Origin of the sequence: Pseudomonas sp. CFBP 8770, assembly GCF_014841705.1 — a bacterium.
Classification (GTDB): domain Bacteria; phylum Pseudomonadota; class Gammaproteobacteria; order Pseudomonadales; family Pseudomonadaceae; genus Aquipseudomonas.
The window spans coordinates 490,931-505,868 of the sequence record NZ_JACYUL010000001.1; the positions used below are offsets into that span (position 1 = coordinate 490,931).

The window sequence follows — 14,938 nt, forward strand, 5'->3', positions numbered from 1 at the left end:
GGCCCGGGAACCGCAGCCTGCTCACGATAGTGAAGGGTCAAAGGGCCTGGATGACGGCGCTCATGTGAGCCTGCAGGTCGGCGATCGGGTCGTCGCTTTCCTCGGCCAGCACCAGCAGCTTGCTGCCTGCGGCCGTGATCACCGCCTTGACCGCTTCGGGCGGTTGGCGATGGTCGATGACCAGGGCTACGTCGTTGTCCTTGAGCGTCATGCTCAGGCTTTCCAGCTGTGCGGTGTCCCACTGTTCGTCGTTGAGCACCTGGGTGGCCACCGTGTCCAGATTGAGACCGGCTGCAAGGTAGGCGAAGCGATCACTGAGGCTGACCACGCTGACGTTGTCCGCCTTTGCCAGGCGTGCCTCGCTGTCGGCGCTGAGCTTGAGCAGTTGCTGCTTGAGCGCGGCCAGGTTGGCGTCGATCCGTGGTTTGGCGGTCGGGGCCAGGCGTACCAGGTCGGCAGCCATGACATCGGCCATGCGCCCCATGTTGTTGCTCGACAGCCACGGCTGGCTGTTCAGTCCGCCCACGCCTGGCTGTACCGCGATACCGGGCAGCACACCGTCGACCGGGCGCGCCGCGTCGATCTCGACGATGCGAATGTTGCTGCGGCGCGCCAGCGGGTACAGGGAATCGTCCGGCCATAGCGAACGCAGCCCGATCACCGCGTCGGCAGAGCCGGCCAGTCCGGCCAACGCTTCTGCGCCGCGGCCGGTGAAATAGGCGTTCTGCCGGGAGCCGGGCAGGTTGGCAGCGGCCGCGCGTTGCAGTTGCACGCCGCTGTCCTTGAGCAGCAGTTGGCCCAGGCCGTAGGTGATCGGCAGGCTGGCGAGGACTTTCACCGGCTCCGCCGCCTGGATCGCAGGGGCGAGCGCCGCACACAGGGCCAGGGCCGCTGTCAGTTTGCGCAGAGTAGGCATTTATCCGATGTTCCCTTTGAGGCTGGGCAAGGTGCCGCGGGCGATGGCGGCGAGAGCGAAGGCGATGCCTGCGACCAGGATGATGGCGGCCCCGGAAGGCACCGGCAGGTCGAAGAGGATCGGCAGCAGGATCCCGCACAGGGTGCTCACCGTGGCAATGATCACCGAGATCCAGAAGAAGCCCTTGAGCGACTGGCTCAGCAGCCGTGCCGCCGCTGCCGGAATCACCAGCAGCGCTCCGACCAGGATCGCGCCGATGACCTTGACCGCTGCCACGGTGATCAGCGTCACCAGAATCACGAACAGGTAATCCAGGGCTTTCACCGCCACCCCGCGCACGGCGGCCAGCTGCGGATTGAAACTGGCCAGCATGATGCGGTTGTACAGCGGCAGGCTCAGGCTCAGGACCAGGGTACCGACCACTGCCAGTACCAGCAGGTCGTTGCCGTTCACGGTCAGCACAGAGCCGAACAGCACGTTCTCGAGGATGTGCACGTTGATCTTGCCGGCCAGGGTCAACAGCAGGCTGGCACCCAAGGCCAGCGAGACCGACAGAAACACGCCGATCAGCGTGTCCGGCGCCAGGCCGGTGCGATTGCGCAGGTAATTGAGCACGATGCCGAACAACAGGCAGTAGCCGAACAAGCTGCCATAGGGCCCGGTATAGGGTTCGCCGAGCAGGATGCCGATGGCCACGCCGGTCAGCGCGGCATGCCCCACCGCTTCGGAAAAGAACGCAAAGCGCTTGACCACCACCAGCGTTCCCAGGCCTCCCAGTACCGGGCCGATCAGCAAGCCGGCGATCAAGGCGTTGACCACGAAACCATAGGCCAGTGCAGCAGGCAGATAGCCGTCCGAGGCAAGGCCCTGGATGGCCAGGCGGAACTGTTCGTAGTCCATCAGGCAAGGCCTCCGGCGCGTGGATGGGTGGAGAACAGCGTCAACAGCCGGTCTGGCGTCAGTGCATCGGCTGGCTTGGCGTCGAACAGCACGCGTCGATTGAGCCCGGTGACGTGGTCGGCCAGACGCTTGACCGCTTCCAGGTCGTGCTCGATCCACATGACCGTGATGCCAGCCTGCTGCCAGTCCAGCAACAGTCGCTCGAACACCTGGATGCCGGCTTCGTCGAGCGCCGACATGGGCTCGTCGAGGATCAGCAGCTGTGGCGCCGGGATCAACCCCTGGGCCAGCAGCACGCGCTGGCGTTCGCCGCCCGACAACGCGCCCATGCGCCGCTTGCGCTTGTCCTGCATGCCGACGCGCTCCAGCGCATCGCCAATGGCCCCGGCATAGCGTTTCGACAAGCCGAGAAAGGCTGGCCGACGCTGGCACATGGCAGCCATGAAATCGTCGACTGTCATCGGCAGGCCGCGGTCGAATTCCAGTGCCTGCGGTACGTAGCCGATCACTCCGGCACTGCCCGGCCATTCCAGGCTCAGCTGGCCACGGTGAGGCATCTGCCCCAGCAGGGTCTTGATCAACGAACTCTTGCCGCCGCCGTTGGGTCCGACCAGCGCATGCACGCTGCCGCTGGCCACGCGAAAGGAGACCTGGTCGAGAATCAGCGTGCGGCCCAGCACCAGGCCCACTTCGGCGAACTCGATGGCGGGGCCGCTGCGGGCGAGGGCGAGTGGTTCGGCCGCCGTCATGCGCCGGCCTCCTGGATGGCGCGGACCACGGTGTCGAGGTTGCCGCCCATTTCCTTCTCGTACTTGTCGGCGCTGTACTCCCCATAGGAGATGTGCGAGAGGGGGTACATCTTCACCCCCGACTCGCGCTGGATGGTTTCGACATAGGTCGAAGGGAAATCCATTTCCGAGAAGATCACCTTGACGTCCAGTTCACGCAGTTGGTCGATGGTCTTCTTCAGCTGGCTGGGGCTGGGCTTGATGCCGTGCGCCGGCTCGACCACGGCGGTCACTTCCAGACCGAACTCGCGCAGCAGGTAGTCATAGGCTGCGTGCACCGTGGCCACCCGCAGCTCGGCGTTGGGCGCCTGGGTCAGCTTGGCCAGGGCGTCGGCGCGCAGCGTGCGCAGGCGCTTGCCGTAGGCCCGGGCATTGGCGGTGTAGAACTTGGCGTTGTCCGGGTCGAGCTTGCCCAGCTCGCGGGCAATGTTGTTGACCTGGGCGATCGAGGCGCTGATCGACAGGAACGTGTGCGGGTTGACCACTTTGCCCGCGCCACGCGCCATCGTGCCGGTGGCCGCCAGCAGTGGCACATCGGCATTGGCCTCGATCACGTGGATATCGGGTTTCTCGCTGGCTTCGATCATGCGGTCGGCAAAGTCGTCGTGGCCAACGCCGTTGAGCACGATCACGTCCAGGCTGCCGATGCGTTTGATGTCGTCGGCGCGCGGCTCGTAGGCATGGGGGTTGAACCCGGCCGGGATCAACGGCACCACTTCGGCCTTGTCGCCGACGATGTTCGCCACATAGCTGTAGTAGGGGTGCAGGGTGATACCGATACGCAACGGCTTGCCGTCGGCGGCCCAGGCGGTGCTGGTGAACAGGGTGCCCAACACGGCAACGGACAGGAGTCGCAGCAACGGACGGCGGGCGATAGATCTGGGCATGAAGAATCCTGGTGAAGAGGGCGTATTCAATGGCGATGCTGGCGGGTGACACCGGTGTCGAACTGGGCGATGACCTGCTGCCAGCCGGTGTCGGCAAGCGACGTGTCATCCAGCTGCGCCGGCGCACTGGCGGAGGGTGCGCGGTTGAGCCAGACATCGGCGTCCGCGCCGTTCACGCGCAGCAGGAACGAGCCCGCCACCTCTGGCGCCTGGCTCAGGCCCACGTAGGCGCCCTGGACCATCTGCCAGGCGTGGCTGCCGCGGCTGACCGAGCTGGCGTCCTGGGCGAAGGGTGGGAAGCCCTCGCGGGCCAGTTGCTCGGGCGTGACCGGATCGGACTGTTCCTCGGCCAGCAGGCGGACCTCGTCGAGGGTCACTCGCAGGTCGGCGTAGATGCCCTGTTCGGCGGCGCTCAGGTCGCGCCTGGCGTCGAGCTGGTGGGACGGTACCGCGACGGCTTCGTGGCTGACCCCGTGCCAGGACACGACGCCGGCCGCCGCCAGCAGGATGAACAGGCAGAGCAGGCCGACGTACAGGGTTTCATGGCCCGCCCCGGCAGGGCGCACGATGTGCGTGACGGGCGTGCTCATGGTGCCTCGATGTCGGCTTGGTCGATTTCGACGACATGGCCCGGGCCGGCATCGAACAGCACGTAGAATTCGGCATCCGGACGCTTGAAGGTCACGGTCGAATCGCTGCCCAGCTTGCCGGGTACCAGGATGCTCTCGTCATAGCCGACTACGTCCAGGGTCACCCCCGGCGCGCCGCTGCCATCGGAAAATCCGCCGGTGCAGCGGATCTGCTGGTCGTCGATCTGCTTGCATTCGCACATCGGGTTGTGCGCCAGGGCCAGGCCGCTGCAGGCGGCAGCGAGCAGCCCGAGTGCCAGGGCGGGCCAGCGGATGAATGAAACGCGGGTCATGGTCGGGTTCCTTGACGGTTCAGCCAGGCCACCGTCGCGGGTGATGCCTGGCTCAATGGAATGGAGGTCTGGTGCATCGAGCCGTCCCAGCCTTCCATGGTGATCCACAGCTGAGCATCGACTTCGGTTTTGCCCGGCACCGGCAACCCGGCGAACATGCGGTAGCCACTGCCGAAGAAGATCACACCCGCAGCCCTCAGGCTGCGTGGCTTGCCGATGCGCAGGTAGGTGGCCTTGACCTGATCGACACAGGTCTTGCACAGGGCGGCGGTGAAGTACTTGATGTCCTGGCCGCTTTCGGCGGTCGGGCCTTCGATGCGGCGTTCGGCCAAGGTCAGGCTCCACGGCCCGACAGCGATGTCGCCCACTGTCCGCTCGCCCAGGCCGCTGTCGCCGCGATCCATGGCGTTCTCGGCGAAATAGTGCGGCATGAAGCTGAGCGGGATGAACACCAGCAGCACGTTGATGTGGAACCGCCACTTGCGCCAGAAACGCGACAGGGGCGAAGGCGTGGGGGCACTGAGGACTCGGCTCACAGGCTGCGCTCCGCGGTCTTGTGGGCAATCGGGTGCAGGCTGCCGGCGGGCGTCTGCGCAGTTTCGTGGCGGGCGCCGCGCTTGAACGCCTGGGCAGTGGCGAGGGCGGTGCGCTTGCTCCAGATCATCAGGCCGCTGAGCACCATCATGCTCAGCAGCAGGCCGAAGAAGGCCCAGATCAGCTTGATCCACAGCCCGCCGAAGTCACCGGTGTGCAGCGGCCGCATGGACTCGGTGACGAATTCCAGTGCATTGCGGTCGCCCAGCAGGTGCGAGCTGATCAATTGTCCGGTGTAGGGGTTGATGCTGGCGGTCTGGAACATCAGCGGGTACCAGCTGCGGCCACCTACCTCCATCGGGCTGTAGGCGTTGAGCGGCAGCGACACGTAGCTGGCATCGAGCCCCGGCACCTGTTGCTTGACCACGGCGATCGCCTGTTCTACCGGGATCATCGGCGCCGGCGTGCCGTCGGCCACCAGCGGTACGTCGGCCCGGGCGATGACGGAGGTGACCGGCGAATAGCTGGAGATGCTGATCTGGTTGTCGTAGAGGATAGCGCGAATCAGGAACCACACGCCGGTGATGGCGATCACGGCGATGAACCAGATCGACCAGATACCGCTGAGGCGGTGGAAGTCGCCCCAGAACACCCGTGCGCCCTGGTTCAGGCGCAGGGTCGGCTTGAGAAAGCCTTTCCAGAACTTTTTGTAGACCACCAGGCCGGTGATCAAGGACACCAGCAGCGGCAGGCCGAGGAACGATACCAGGTACCAGCCCCACGAGAAGCCGTTGGTGAACGGCACCAGCCACCAGCCGTGCAGGGCGCGGGTGAAGGCCGGGAAGTCGAACGCCGGGCTGACCCCTTGCAGGACGCCGGTGTAAGGGTTCACGTAGACCGTGGGCGAGCGGCCGTCCGGGTAGGTGACACTGGCATTGACGGCAAAGTAGTCGCCATCGGGGTGAATGAGGTTGCTGACCCGCAGTTCGGGATGATCGCGTTCGATGGCGGTCATCAACTGGTCGTAGTTCAACGGCTGGGCGTCGTCGGACGGTTTGTTGGCGCGCATTTCCGGGTTGATCAGCCACATGATCTCGGTGCTTACCACGGCCAGGGTGCCGGTCACACATACGATCAGCACGAAAAACCAGATCGGCAGGGCCAACCAGCTGTGCACCAGGAACCAGATTTTCGAGCGGGACTTCTTGGACATGGGAAAACATTCTCGATTCACGAAGCCGGTCGCCTGACAGGCAGGTTCCGGATCCAGCGAACAGGTGGCCACGGATTTGGATGGCGGCTATTGCACTGGATAAACAAGAATGAGAACAAGAACCAAATGAGTATTAGGTGCGTTTATTTGAAACTGAATGTTTCAATCAAGCAGTAGTACCCGGACGCGGCTTGCGCCGCTGCTACAGAAACATGATATCCCTGTAGCAGCGGCGCAAGCCGCGTCGGCGTCACACGCGGCGTCGCAGATTCACCACGTACAAACGAGGCGTGGCTCGATCACACCACCGGGTTGCCGATCAACTGCCGCAGCACATAGTGCAGGATACCGCCGGAGCGGAAATACTCCACTTCGTTGAGGGTGTCGATCCGGCACAGCAGCTCGACCGTTTCCTGCTGGCCGTCCTCACGGCGGATGTGCAGGTCCAGGCGCATGTGCGGCTGCAAGCGGGTACCACTCAAACCGATGATGTCCAGGGTCTCCCGCCCGGTCAGGGCAAGGCTCTTGCGGCTCTGCCCGTTGGTGAACTGCAGTGGCAGTACGCCCATGCCGACCAGATTGGAGCGGTGAATGCGTTCGAAGCTCTCGGCCACCACCGCTTTGACGCCCAGCAGATTGGTACCCTTGGCAGCCCAGTCGCGGCTCGAACCGGTGCCGTACTCCTGGCCGGCGATCACCACCAGCGGTGTTCCGGCCTGCTGGTAGCGCATGGCCGCATCGTAGATCGGCAGTTTCTCGCCCGTAGGAATGAACAGGGTGTTGCCTCCTTCTTCACCCCCGAGCATTTCGTTGCGGATACGGATGTTGGCGAAGGTCCCGCGCATCATCACTTCATGGTTGCCCCGGCGCGACCCGTAGGAGTTGAAATCACGCGGTTCCACGCCCTTGTCGCGCAGATAACGCCCTGCCGGACTGTCAGCCTTGATGTTGCCTGCAGGGGAGATGTGGTCGGTGGTAACCGAATCCCCCAGCAAAGCCAGAATGCTTGCGCCCTGCACGTCGGCGATGACTGGCGCAGGGCCAGCGATGTCCTCGAAAAACGGTGGATGCTGGATGTAGGTCGAATCGGCCTGCCATACATAGGTAGGCGCCTGCGGCACTTCGATTGCCTGCCATTGCGCATCGCCGGCGAACACCTCGGCGTACTCCTTGTGGAACATGGCCGTGTCGACCTTGGCCACCGCGTCGGCGATCTCCTGCTGAGTCGGCCAGATATCGCGCAGATAGACCGGCCGGCCATCGCTGCCGGTGCCCAGGGATTCACTGCTGATGTCGGTACGCACGCTGCCGGCCAGGGCGTAGGCAACCACCAGGGGCGGTGAGGCCAACCAATTGGTCTTCACCAGCGGGTGTACCCGGCCCTCGAAGTTGCGGTTGCCCGAGAGCACCGAAGCCACGGTCAGGTCCGCGCTCTGGATGGCCTGCTCGATAGGCTCGTCGAGCGGCCCCGAGTTGCCGATGCAGGTGGTGCAGCCATAACCGACCAGGGCGAAGCCCAGCGTGTCCAGATACTCCGTCAGGCCTGCGGCCCGATAGTAGTCGGTGACCACCTTGGAACCAGGGGCCAGCGAAGTCTTGACCCATGGCTTGGTGGTCAGGCCTTTCTCGACCGCCTTCTTCGCCACCAGACCGGCGGCCATCATGACGCTGGGGTTGGAGGTGTTGGTGCACGAGGTAATGGCCGCAATGACCACGGCGCCATGCTGCAGATTGTGCGTCTGGCCGCGCCAGGTATACGGCGTACCCTCGGTCTGGTCGGCGTTGCCCACCGCCACGCCGCCACCGCCCTCGCTTTCCAGGCGGCCTTCTTCCTTGCTGGTCGGCTTGAGCTGCAGGCCGATGAAATCGTCGAACGCCGCGCTGACCTTGGGCAGTGCCACGCGATCCTGCGGGCGCTTAGGTCCGGCCAGGCTGGCCTCGACCTCGCCCATGTCCAGCCCCAGGGTATCGCTGAAAACCGGCTCCTGACCGGGCAAACGCCACATGCCCTGCGCCTTGCAATAGGCCTCCACCAGTTGCACGGTGGCCTCCGGCCGTCCGGACAGGCGCAGGTAACCCAAGGTCACGTCGTCCACCGGGAAGAAACCGCAGGTGGCGCCGTACTCCGGCGCCATGTTGGCAATGGTCGCGCGATCGGCCAGGGGCAGATCGGCCAGGCCATCACCGTAGAATTCGACGAACTTGCCCACGACGCCTTTCTTGCGCAGCATCTGCGTCACGGTCAGCACCAGGTCGGTGGCCGTGATGCCTTCCTTGAGCTTGCCGGTGAGCTTGAAGCCGATCACCTCGGGAATCAGCATCGACACCGGCTGGCCAAGCATGGCGGCTTCCGCTTCGATACCACCGACGCCCCAGCCCAGTACCCCCAGGCCGTTGATCATGGTGGTGTGGGAGTCGGTGCCCACCAGGGTGTCGGGAAAGGCGTAGGTGCGGCCGTCCTCTTCCTTGGTCCAGACCGTACGGCCCAGGTATTCGAGGTTGACCTGGTGACAGATGCCGGTGCCCGGCGGGACCACGCTGAAGTTGTCGAACGCGCTCTGACCCCAGCGCAAGAACGCATAGCGCTCGCCATTGCGCTCCATCTCGATGTCGACGTTTTCCTCGAACGCCTGCCCGGTGGCATAGCGGTCGACCATCACCGAATGGTCGATCACCAGGTCGACCGGCGACAGCGGATTGATGCGCTGCGGGTCACCGCCAGCCTTGGCCACGGCGGCGCGCATGGCGGCCAGGTCGACCACCGCGGGTACCCCGGTGAAATCCTGCATCAGCACCCGTGCAGGGCGGTATTGAATCTCGCGATCGGAGCGGCGCTCCTGCAGCCAATCGGCCAGGGCCTGCAGATCGGCACCGGTCACGGTCTTCCCGTCTTCCCAGCGCAGCAGGTTTTCCAGCAGGACCTTGAGCGACATCGGCAGTTTCTGCAGGTCACCCAGGCTGTTGGCGGCATCGGGCAGGCTGAAGTAGTGATAGGACGTGCCCGCGACGTCGAGCGTCTTCAGGCTTTTCAGGCTATCGAGGGAGGACATGGATCAGCTCCTTTTCAGGCCCGCACGGCACGGGCTGGATAAACAGGTTCTTTCAGTCAGGGACTTCCAGTGCATGCTCAGGGTTCCGATTTCCTTTATCATGCGCCGATTTGAGCCCCCCGGCGGTGAAAGTCCCTTTATGAATACGCTGTTTATGCATTGCCGCCCCGGCTTCGAAGGCGAGGTCTGCTCGGAGATCGCCGAACACGCCGCACGGCTGGGGGTTGCCGGGTATGCGAAGGCGAAGCCGCTGACCGCCTGCGCCGAATTCATCTGCCATGAACCGGCCGGTCCGGCGCGGCTGATGCGTGAGTTGCGCTTTAGTGACTTGATATTTCCGCGGCAGTGGGCAAGGGGCGATTTTGTGCAGTTGCCCGAAACCGACCGCATCAGCGTGCTGCTCGACCACCTGGCGACCTATCCAGTGTGCGGCAGCCTGTGGCTGGAAGTGCTCGACACCAACGATGGCAAGGAGCTGTCGAATTTCTGCAAGAAGTTCGAGGCGCCGCTGCGCAAGGCCTTGCTCGGTGCTGGCAGGCTAGTGGACGATCCTGCCTTGCCGCGCCTGTTGCTGACGTTCAAGAGTGGTCGCGAAGTCTTCCTGGGTGTAGCCGACGCGGGTAATTTCGCCATGTGGCCCATGGGCATCCCGCGGCTCAAGTTCCCCCGCGAAGCGCCCAGCCGCTCGACCCTGAAACTCGAGGAGGCATGGCATCACTTCATTCCCCGCGAGCAATGGGACGAACGCCTGCACGGCGACATGACCGGTGTCGACCTGGGCGCCGCACCCGGTGGCTGGACCTACCAACTGGTACGCCGCGGCATGTTGGTCACTGCCATCGACAACGGGCCGATGGCGCAGAGCCTGATGGACACCGGACTGGTCACCCATCTGATGGCCGACGGGTTCACCTATCGGCCCAAGCAGACGGTGGACTGGATGGTCTGCGACATCGTCGAGAAGCCGGCGCGCAACGCCGCCTTGCTGGAAACCTGGCTGGGCGAGAACCTCTGCCGCGAAGCGGTGGTCAATCTGAAGCTGCCGATGAAGCAGCGCTATGCCGAAGTGCGGCGTTTGCTCGAACGCATCGAGGACGGTTTCAAGACGCGCGGCATCAAGGTGCAGATTGGCTGCAAGCAGCTCTACCATGACCGCGAGGAAGTCACCTGCCACCTGCGTCGACTCGACGGTGGCCGGCGCTGACCGATCCGGGCGCTGCGGCCTGACGTCGCACGCTGCGCCCGAACCGCGCGCCAGCGCTACACTATTGGTTTCGAACGTGCGCCTGAATGCCCGCTTGACCTGGAGCTTTTCATGACCCAAACCTTGCCTGCCGACCGTACCCTGGATGCCACCGGCCTGAGCTGTCCGGAACCGGTAATGATGCTGCACCAGCATGTGCGCGACCTGCCTGCGGGCGGCCTGCTGAAAGTCATTGCCACCGACCCCTCGACCCGTCGCGACATCCCCAAGTTCTGCGTATTCCTGGGCCATGAGCTGGTTCAGCAGGACGAGGAGGGCGGTACGTACCGCTACTGGATCCGCAAGAAAAGCGACTGATCGCCTCGCAGCGCCTGTCGTTCGGCGCACATACCCAGTTGCAGGCGAGCTGGGTATAATCGCCCCCTTTTTTCCAGGTGCCTGGCCATGTTGTCTGAAATTCATGCCTTTCTCGGCTGCCCCACGCCCGATGCCTGGGTCCAGGCCGCGCTGGCCGACCAGCAGACCCTGCTGATCGACCACAAGAACTGCGAATTCAAGGCAGCCTCCACGGCCCTGAGCCTGATCGCCAAGTACTGCACCCATGCCGACCTGATCAACATGATGTCGCGCCTGGCTCGCGAAGAGCTGGTGCATCACGAGCAGGTCCTGCGTCTGATGAAGCGCCGCGGAGTCGAGTTGCAGCCGCTGTCGGCGAGCCGTTATGCCTCGTCGCTGCGCAAGCAGGTGCGCAACCACGAGCCCGTCAAGCTGGTCGACACTCTGGTAGTTGGTGCTTTCATCGAAGCACGCAGCTGCGAGCGTTTCGCTGCCCTGGTGCCGCATCTGGACGAAGAGCTGGGCACCTTCTACAACGGCCTGCTCATGAGCGAAGCGCGGCATTACCAGGGCTACCTGAAACTGGCCCATCAATACGGCGATGCCGCCGATATCGCCCGCACCGTCGACAAGGTTCGCGTGGCCGAAGCCGAACTGATCGAAAGTCCCGATCCTGAATTTCGCTTCCACAGCGGTGTGCCGGCCTTCGCCTGACCGCTGCCGATGGCGCGCTCCCAGGATCGCGTCCCGAGACTTCCCGCCCCTCGATAGCACAGCTGCGTGTATTGACAGGTCTTTCGCTGACGTTTACGTTAACGTAAAGCACCAGGAAGTCGATTGACGTGAGCGCGACCTACAGCATTTCCGATATAGCCCAGTTGTTGGACGTAACGCCCAGAACCCTGCGCTTTTATGAGGAACAGGGCATGGTGACGCCCACGCGCCGTGGCCAGGAACGGATCTATGCGCCGCGCGATCTGGTGGCGATGAAACTGATCCTGCGAGGCAAGCGCATCGGTTTCTCGCTGGCCGAATGCAAAGAGCTCATCGACATGTACGACCCGTCGGGCAACCGCAAGCAACTCGACCGTTTTCTGGAGAAGATCACCGAGCGCCGGGCGCAACTGCAGCAGCAGATGCTGGACATCGAACAGATGCAGGTCGAGCTCGACACCGCTGAAGAGCGCTGCCGCGCCGCGCTGCAGACTTGACCGGAGCGCGCGCCTGCGGCGCACCGTGCACTCTGTAACACTTCCTGCAAGATCATTGTGGTCAACAGCTTTCTCCCCAAAAAAAACAACAAGTGGGTGGCGAACATGATTTCAGTACCGGGACTGGATTTCTTCCTTGGCGAAGACATCGACATGCTGCGCGACTCGGTCGCGGCTTTCGTGGCGCGTGAAATCACACCGCGTGCCGCCGAGGCCGATCGCAGCGACCAGTTTCCTGCCGACCTGTGGCGCAAGTTCGGCGACATGGGCCTGCTCGGCCTGACCGTGGCCGAAGAGTGGGGCGGGACGGGCATGGGCTACCTGGCGCACATGGTCGCCATGGAGGAGATCTCGCGCGGCTCGGGGGCCATCGGTTTGTCCTACGCCGCCCATTCCAACCTCTGCGTCAACCAGATCAACCGCAACGGCACTGCCGAACAAAAGGCCCGCTACCTGCCAAAGCTGATCAGCGGCGAACACATTGGCGCACTCGCCATGAGCGAGCCCAACGCCGGTTCGGACGTCGTCTCCATGCGCCTGCGCGCCGACCTCAAGGGCGACCGCTACGTGCTCAACGGCACCAAGATGTGGATCACCAACGGCCCGGATTGCGACGTGCTGGTGGTTTACGCCAAGACTGACATGGCGGCCGGCGCCAAGGGCATCACCGCGTTCATCCTCGAAAAAGGCGCGCCCGGCTTCAGCGTTGCGCAGAAACTCGACAAGCTCGGCATGCGCGGCTCGCACACTGGCGAGCTGGTGTTCCAGGACGTCGAAGTGCCGGTGGAGAACGTGCTGGGCCAGCCGGGGCAGGGTGTTGGCGTGCTGATGAGTGGCCTGGACTACGAGCGCGCCGTGCTCAGTGGCGGCCCGCTGGGGCTGATGCAGGCGGCCATGGACCTGGTGCTGCCGTACATCCACGACCGCCAGCAGTTCGGCCAGAGCATCGGCGAGTTCCAACTCATCCAGGGCAAGCTGGCCGACATGTACACCACCCAGCAGGCATGCCGCGCGTACCTCTACGCCGTGGGCCGGCACCTCGATGCACTGGGCCAGGCACCCGTGCGCCAGGTACGCAAGGACTGCGCCGGGGTCATTCTGTATGCCGCCGAGAAAGCCACCTGGCTGGCCGGTGAAGCGATCCAGATCCTCGGTGGCAATGGCTACATCAACGAATTTCCCGCCGGGCGGCTGTGGCGTGACGCCAAGCTGTACGAGATCGGCGCAGGCACCAGCGAGATACGTCGCATGCTGATCGGCCGCGAGCTGTTCGAGCAGACCCGCTGAGCCCGCGACCGCTGAGACGTCCCTTTGGTGCCGTATTCGCACAGGAAATGCCCATGGCCATTCTGCACACCCAGGTCAACACCCGCTCCGCCGAGTTCACCGCCAATCGTGACGCGATGCAGCGGCAGCTCGACACGCTGCAGCAATGCGCGGCGCAGATTCACCAGGGCGGCGGTGAAGCGGCGCAGGCGCGGCATGTCGCGCGCGGCAAGCTGCTGCCGCGGCAGCGTATCGACGTGCTGCTCGATCCGGGCTCGGCCTTCCTCGAAGTGGGCCTGCTGGCCGCCCACGAGGTGTACCCCGAACAGGTCGCCGCTGCCGGCTTGATCACCGGTATCGGGCGGGTATCCGGCGTGGAATGCATGATCATCGCCAACGATGCCACGGTCAAAGGCGGCAGCTATTACCCGCTGACCGTGAAGAAGCATCTGCGCGCCCAGGAAATTGCCCAGCACAACCACCTGCCCTGTTTGTACCTGGTCGACTCCGGGGGCGCCAACCTGCCGCGTCAGGACGAAGTCTTTCCAGACCGCGAGCACTTCGGGCGGATCTTCTTCAACCAGGCCAACATGAGCGCCCAGGGCATCGCCCAGATCGCCGTGGTGCTGGGCTCGTGTACGGCCGGTGGCGCCTATGTGCCGGCCATGAGTGACGAGACCATCATGGTTCGCGATCAGGCGACCATCTTTCTGGCCGGCCCGCCCCTGGTCAAGGCCGCCACCGGCGAGGTGGTCAGCGCGCAGGCGCTCGGTGGTGCCGACCTGCATTGCCGGCAGTCGGGGGTGGCGGATCACTACGCCGAAAACGACCAGCACGCACTGGCCATCGCCCGGCGCTGCGTGGCCCATTTGAACGGACGCAAGCAGGGCTGGCTGGCCTGTATCGAGCCGCGGCCGCCACGCCATGCCGCAGACGAGATCTACGGTCTGGTCCCCACTGACCCCAAGCAGCCCCTGCCGATCCACGAGATCATCGCGCGCATCGTCGACGACTCGGCCTTCGACGAGTTCAAGGCGCTGTTCGGGTCAACCCTGATCTGTGGTTTCGCCCATATCCATGGCTATCCGGTGGCGATCCTGGCGAACAACGGCGTGCTGTTCGCCGAAGCCGCGCAGAAGGGCGCGCACTTCATCGAGCTGGCGTGCCAGCGGGGAATCCCCCTGGTGTTCCTGCAGAACATCACCGGCTTCATGGTCGGCCAGAAATACGAGGCCGGCGGTATCGCCAAGCACGGCGCCAAGCTGGTCACGGCGGTGGCCTGCGCCAAGGTGCCCAAGTTCACCGTGATCATCGGCGCCAGCTACGGCGCGGGCAATTACGGGATGTGCGGGCGCGCCTACGATCCGCGCTTCCTGTGGATGTGGCCGAACGCCAGGATCGGCGTCATGGGCGCCCAGCAAGCGGCCGGCGTGCTGGTCCAGGTCAAGCAGGAGCAGGCTCAGCGCCAGGGTCAGGCGTTCAGCGACGAACAGGCCCGGCAACTGGCCAAACCATTGGTAGCGCAGTACGAACAGCAGGCCCAAGCGTTCTATTCCTCGGCACGCCTGTGGGACGACGGCGTGATCGATCCGGCGCAAACCCGAACCGTACTGGCGCTGGGCTTGTCGGCGGCGCTGAACGCACCGCTGGCCGAAACCCGCTTCGGCGTCTTCCGCATGTAGCCCATGCACTCATCAGGAATCGGGGATCA

15 protein-coding genes are annotated in these 14,938 nt (G+C 64.3%); 6 read left to right on the forward strand and 9 right to left on the reverse strand.

Going from position 1 to position 14,938, the window contains the following annotated elements:
- Positions 1 to 37: 37 nt before the first annotated feature.
- The 9 genes from IFT98_RS02170 to acnA form a co-directional block, all read right to left on the reverse strand.
- Positions 38 to 916, reverse strand: coding sequence for a metal ABC transporter substrate-binding protein (locus tag IFT98_RS02170; RefSeq protein WP_192047480.1), 879 nt, complete (start codon positions 914 to 916; stop codon positions 38 to 40).
- Entirely contained in the window at positions 917 to 1,816 is a 900-nt protein-coding gene (locus IFT98_RS02175; RefSeq protein ID WP_446730807.1) for a metal ABC transporter permease, read from the reverse strand.
- A complete protein-coding gene (locus IFT98_RS02180) occupies positions 1,816 to 2,565 on the reverse strand; it encodes a metal ABC transporter ATP-binding protein (RefSeq protein ID WP_192047479.1) in 750 nt (249 codons plus the stop codon). The genes IFT98_RS02175 and IFT98_RS02180 overlap by 1 nt, the downstream gene beginning before the upstream one ends.
- Complete coding sequence (locus tag IFT98_RS02185; protein ID WP_192047478.1) at positions 2,562 to 3,491, reverse strand: metal ABC transporter substrate-binding protein; 930 nt, start codon at positions 3,489 to 3,491, stop codon at positions 2,562 to 2,564. Before IFT98_RS02185 ends, IFT98_RS02180 begins: the two co-directional genes overlap by 4 nt.
- A 26-nt stretch (positions 3,492 to 3,517) precedes the next feature.
- Entirely contained in the window at positions 3,518 to 4,081 is a 564-nt protein-coding gene (locus IFT98_RS02190; RefSeq protein WP_192047477.1) for a DUF6162 family protein, read from the reverse strand.
- On the reverse strand, positions 4,078 to 4,413 hold the full coding sequence (locus IFT98_RS02195) for a hypothetical protein (RefSeq protein ID WP_244650819.1): 336 nt from the start codon (positions 4,411 to 4,413) through the stop codon (positions 4,078 to 4,080). The genes IFT98_RS02190 and IFT98_RS02195 overlap by 4 nt, the downstream gene beginning before the upstream one ends.
- Positions 4,410 to 4,949: a thiamine pyrophosphate-binding protein gene (locus IFT98_RS02200; RefSeq protein ID WP_192047476.1), complete on the reverse strand. Its 540-nt coding sequence runs from the start codon at positions 4,947 to 4,949 to the stop codon at positions 4,410 to 4,412. The genes IFT98_RS02195 and IFT98_RS02200 overlap by 4 nt, the downstream gene beginning before the upstream one ends.
- Entirely contained in the window at positions 4,946 to 6,160 is a 1,215-nt protein-coding gene (locus IFT98_RS02205) for a PepSY-associated TM helix domain-containing protein (protein WP_192047475.1), read from the reverse strand. Before IFT98_RS02205 ends, IFT98_RS02200 begins: the two co-directional genes overlap by 4 nt.
- A gap of 299 nt (positions 6,161 to 6,459) precedes the next feature.
- Positions 6,460 to 9,210: an aconitate hydratase AcnA gene (acnA, locus tag IFT98_RS02210; RefSeq protein ID WP_192047474.1), complete on the reverse strand. Its 2,751-nt coding sequence runs from the start codon at positions 9,208 to 9,210 to the stop codon at positions 6,460 to 6,462.
- A 139-nt stretch (positions 9,211 to 9,349) separates the two neighbouring features.
- On the opposite strand from acnA, the gene rlmM reads away from it, so the two are divergent.
- The 6 genes from rlmM to IFT98_RS02240 all read left to right on the forward strand — a co-directional run bounded on the left by rlmM (position 9,350) and on the right by IFT98_RS02240 (position 14,909).
- A complete protein-coding gene (gene rlmM / locus IFT98_RS02215) occupies positions 9,350 to 10,414 on the forward strand; it encodes a 23S rRNA (cytidine(2498)-2'-O)-methyltransferase RlmM (RefSeq protein WP_192047473.1) in 1,065 nt (354 codons plus the stop codon).
- Between the two features lie 111 nt (positions 10,415 to 10,525).
- Complete coding sequence (tusA, locus tag IFT98_RS02220; RefSeq protein ID WP_122712992.1) at positions 10,526 to 10,771, forward strand: sulfurtransferase TusA; 246 nt, start codon at positions 10,526 to 10,528, stop codon at positions 10,769 to 10,771.
- Between the two features lie 87 nt (positions 10,772 to 10,858).
- Positions 10,859 to 11,464, forward strand: a complete 606-nt coding sequence (gene miaE / locus IFT98_RS02225; RefSeq protein ID WP_446730806.1) for a tRNA isopentenyl-2-thiomethyl-A-37 hydroxylase MiaE — start codon at positions 10,859 to 10,861, stop codon at positions 11,462 to 11,464.
- Between the two features lie 128 nt (positions 11,465 to 11,592).
- Entirely contained in the window at positions 11,593 to 11,961 is a 369-nt protein-coding gene (locus IFT98_RS02230) for a MerR family transcriptional regulator (protein ID WP_122478842.1), read from the forward strand.
- A gap of 108 nt (positions 11,962 to 12,069) precedes the next feature.
- Positions 12,070 to 13,248 (forward strand): isovaleryl-CoA dehydrogenase, encoded by a 1,179-nt coding sequence (locus tag IFT98_RS02235; RefSeq protein ID WP_342214127.1) that lies wholly within the window; start codon positions 12,070 to 12,072, stop codon positions 13,246 to 13,248.
- Positions 13,249 to 13,301: 53 nt separating this feature from the next.
- On the forward strand, positions 13,302 to 14,909 hold the full coding sequence (locus IFT98_RS02240; protein ID WP_192047471.1) for a carboxyl transferase domain-containing protein: 1,608 nt from the start codon (positions 13,302 to 13,304) through the stop codon (positions 14,907 to 14,909).
- Positions 14,910 to 14,938 lie beyond the last annotated feature (29 nt).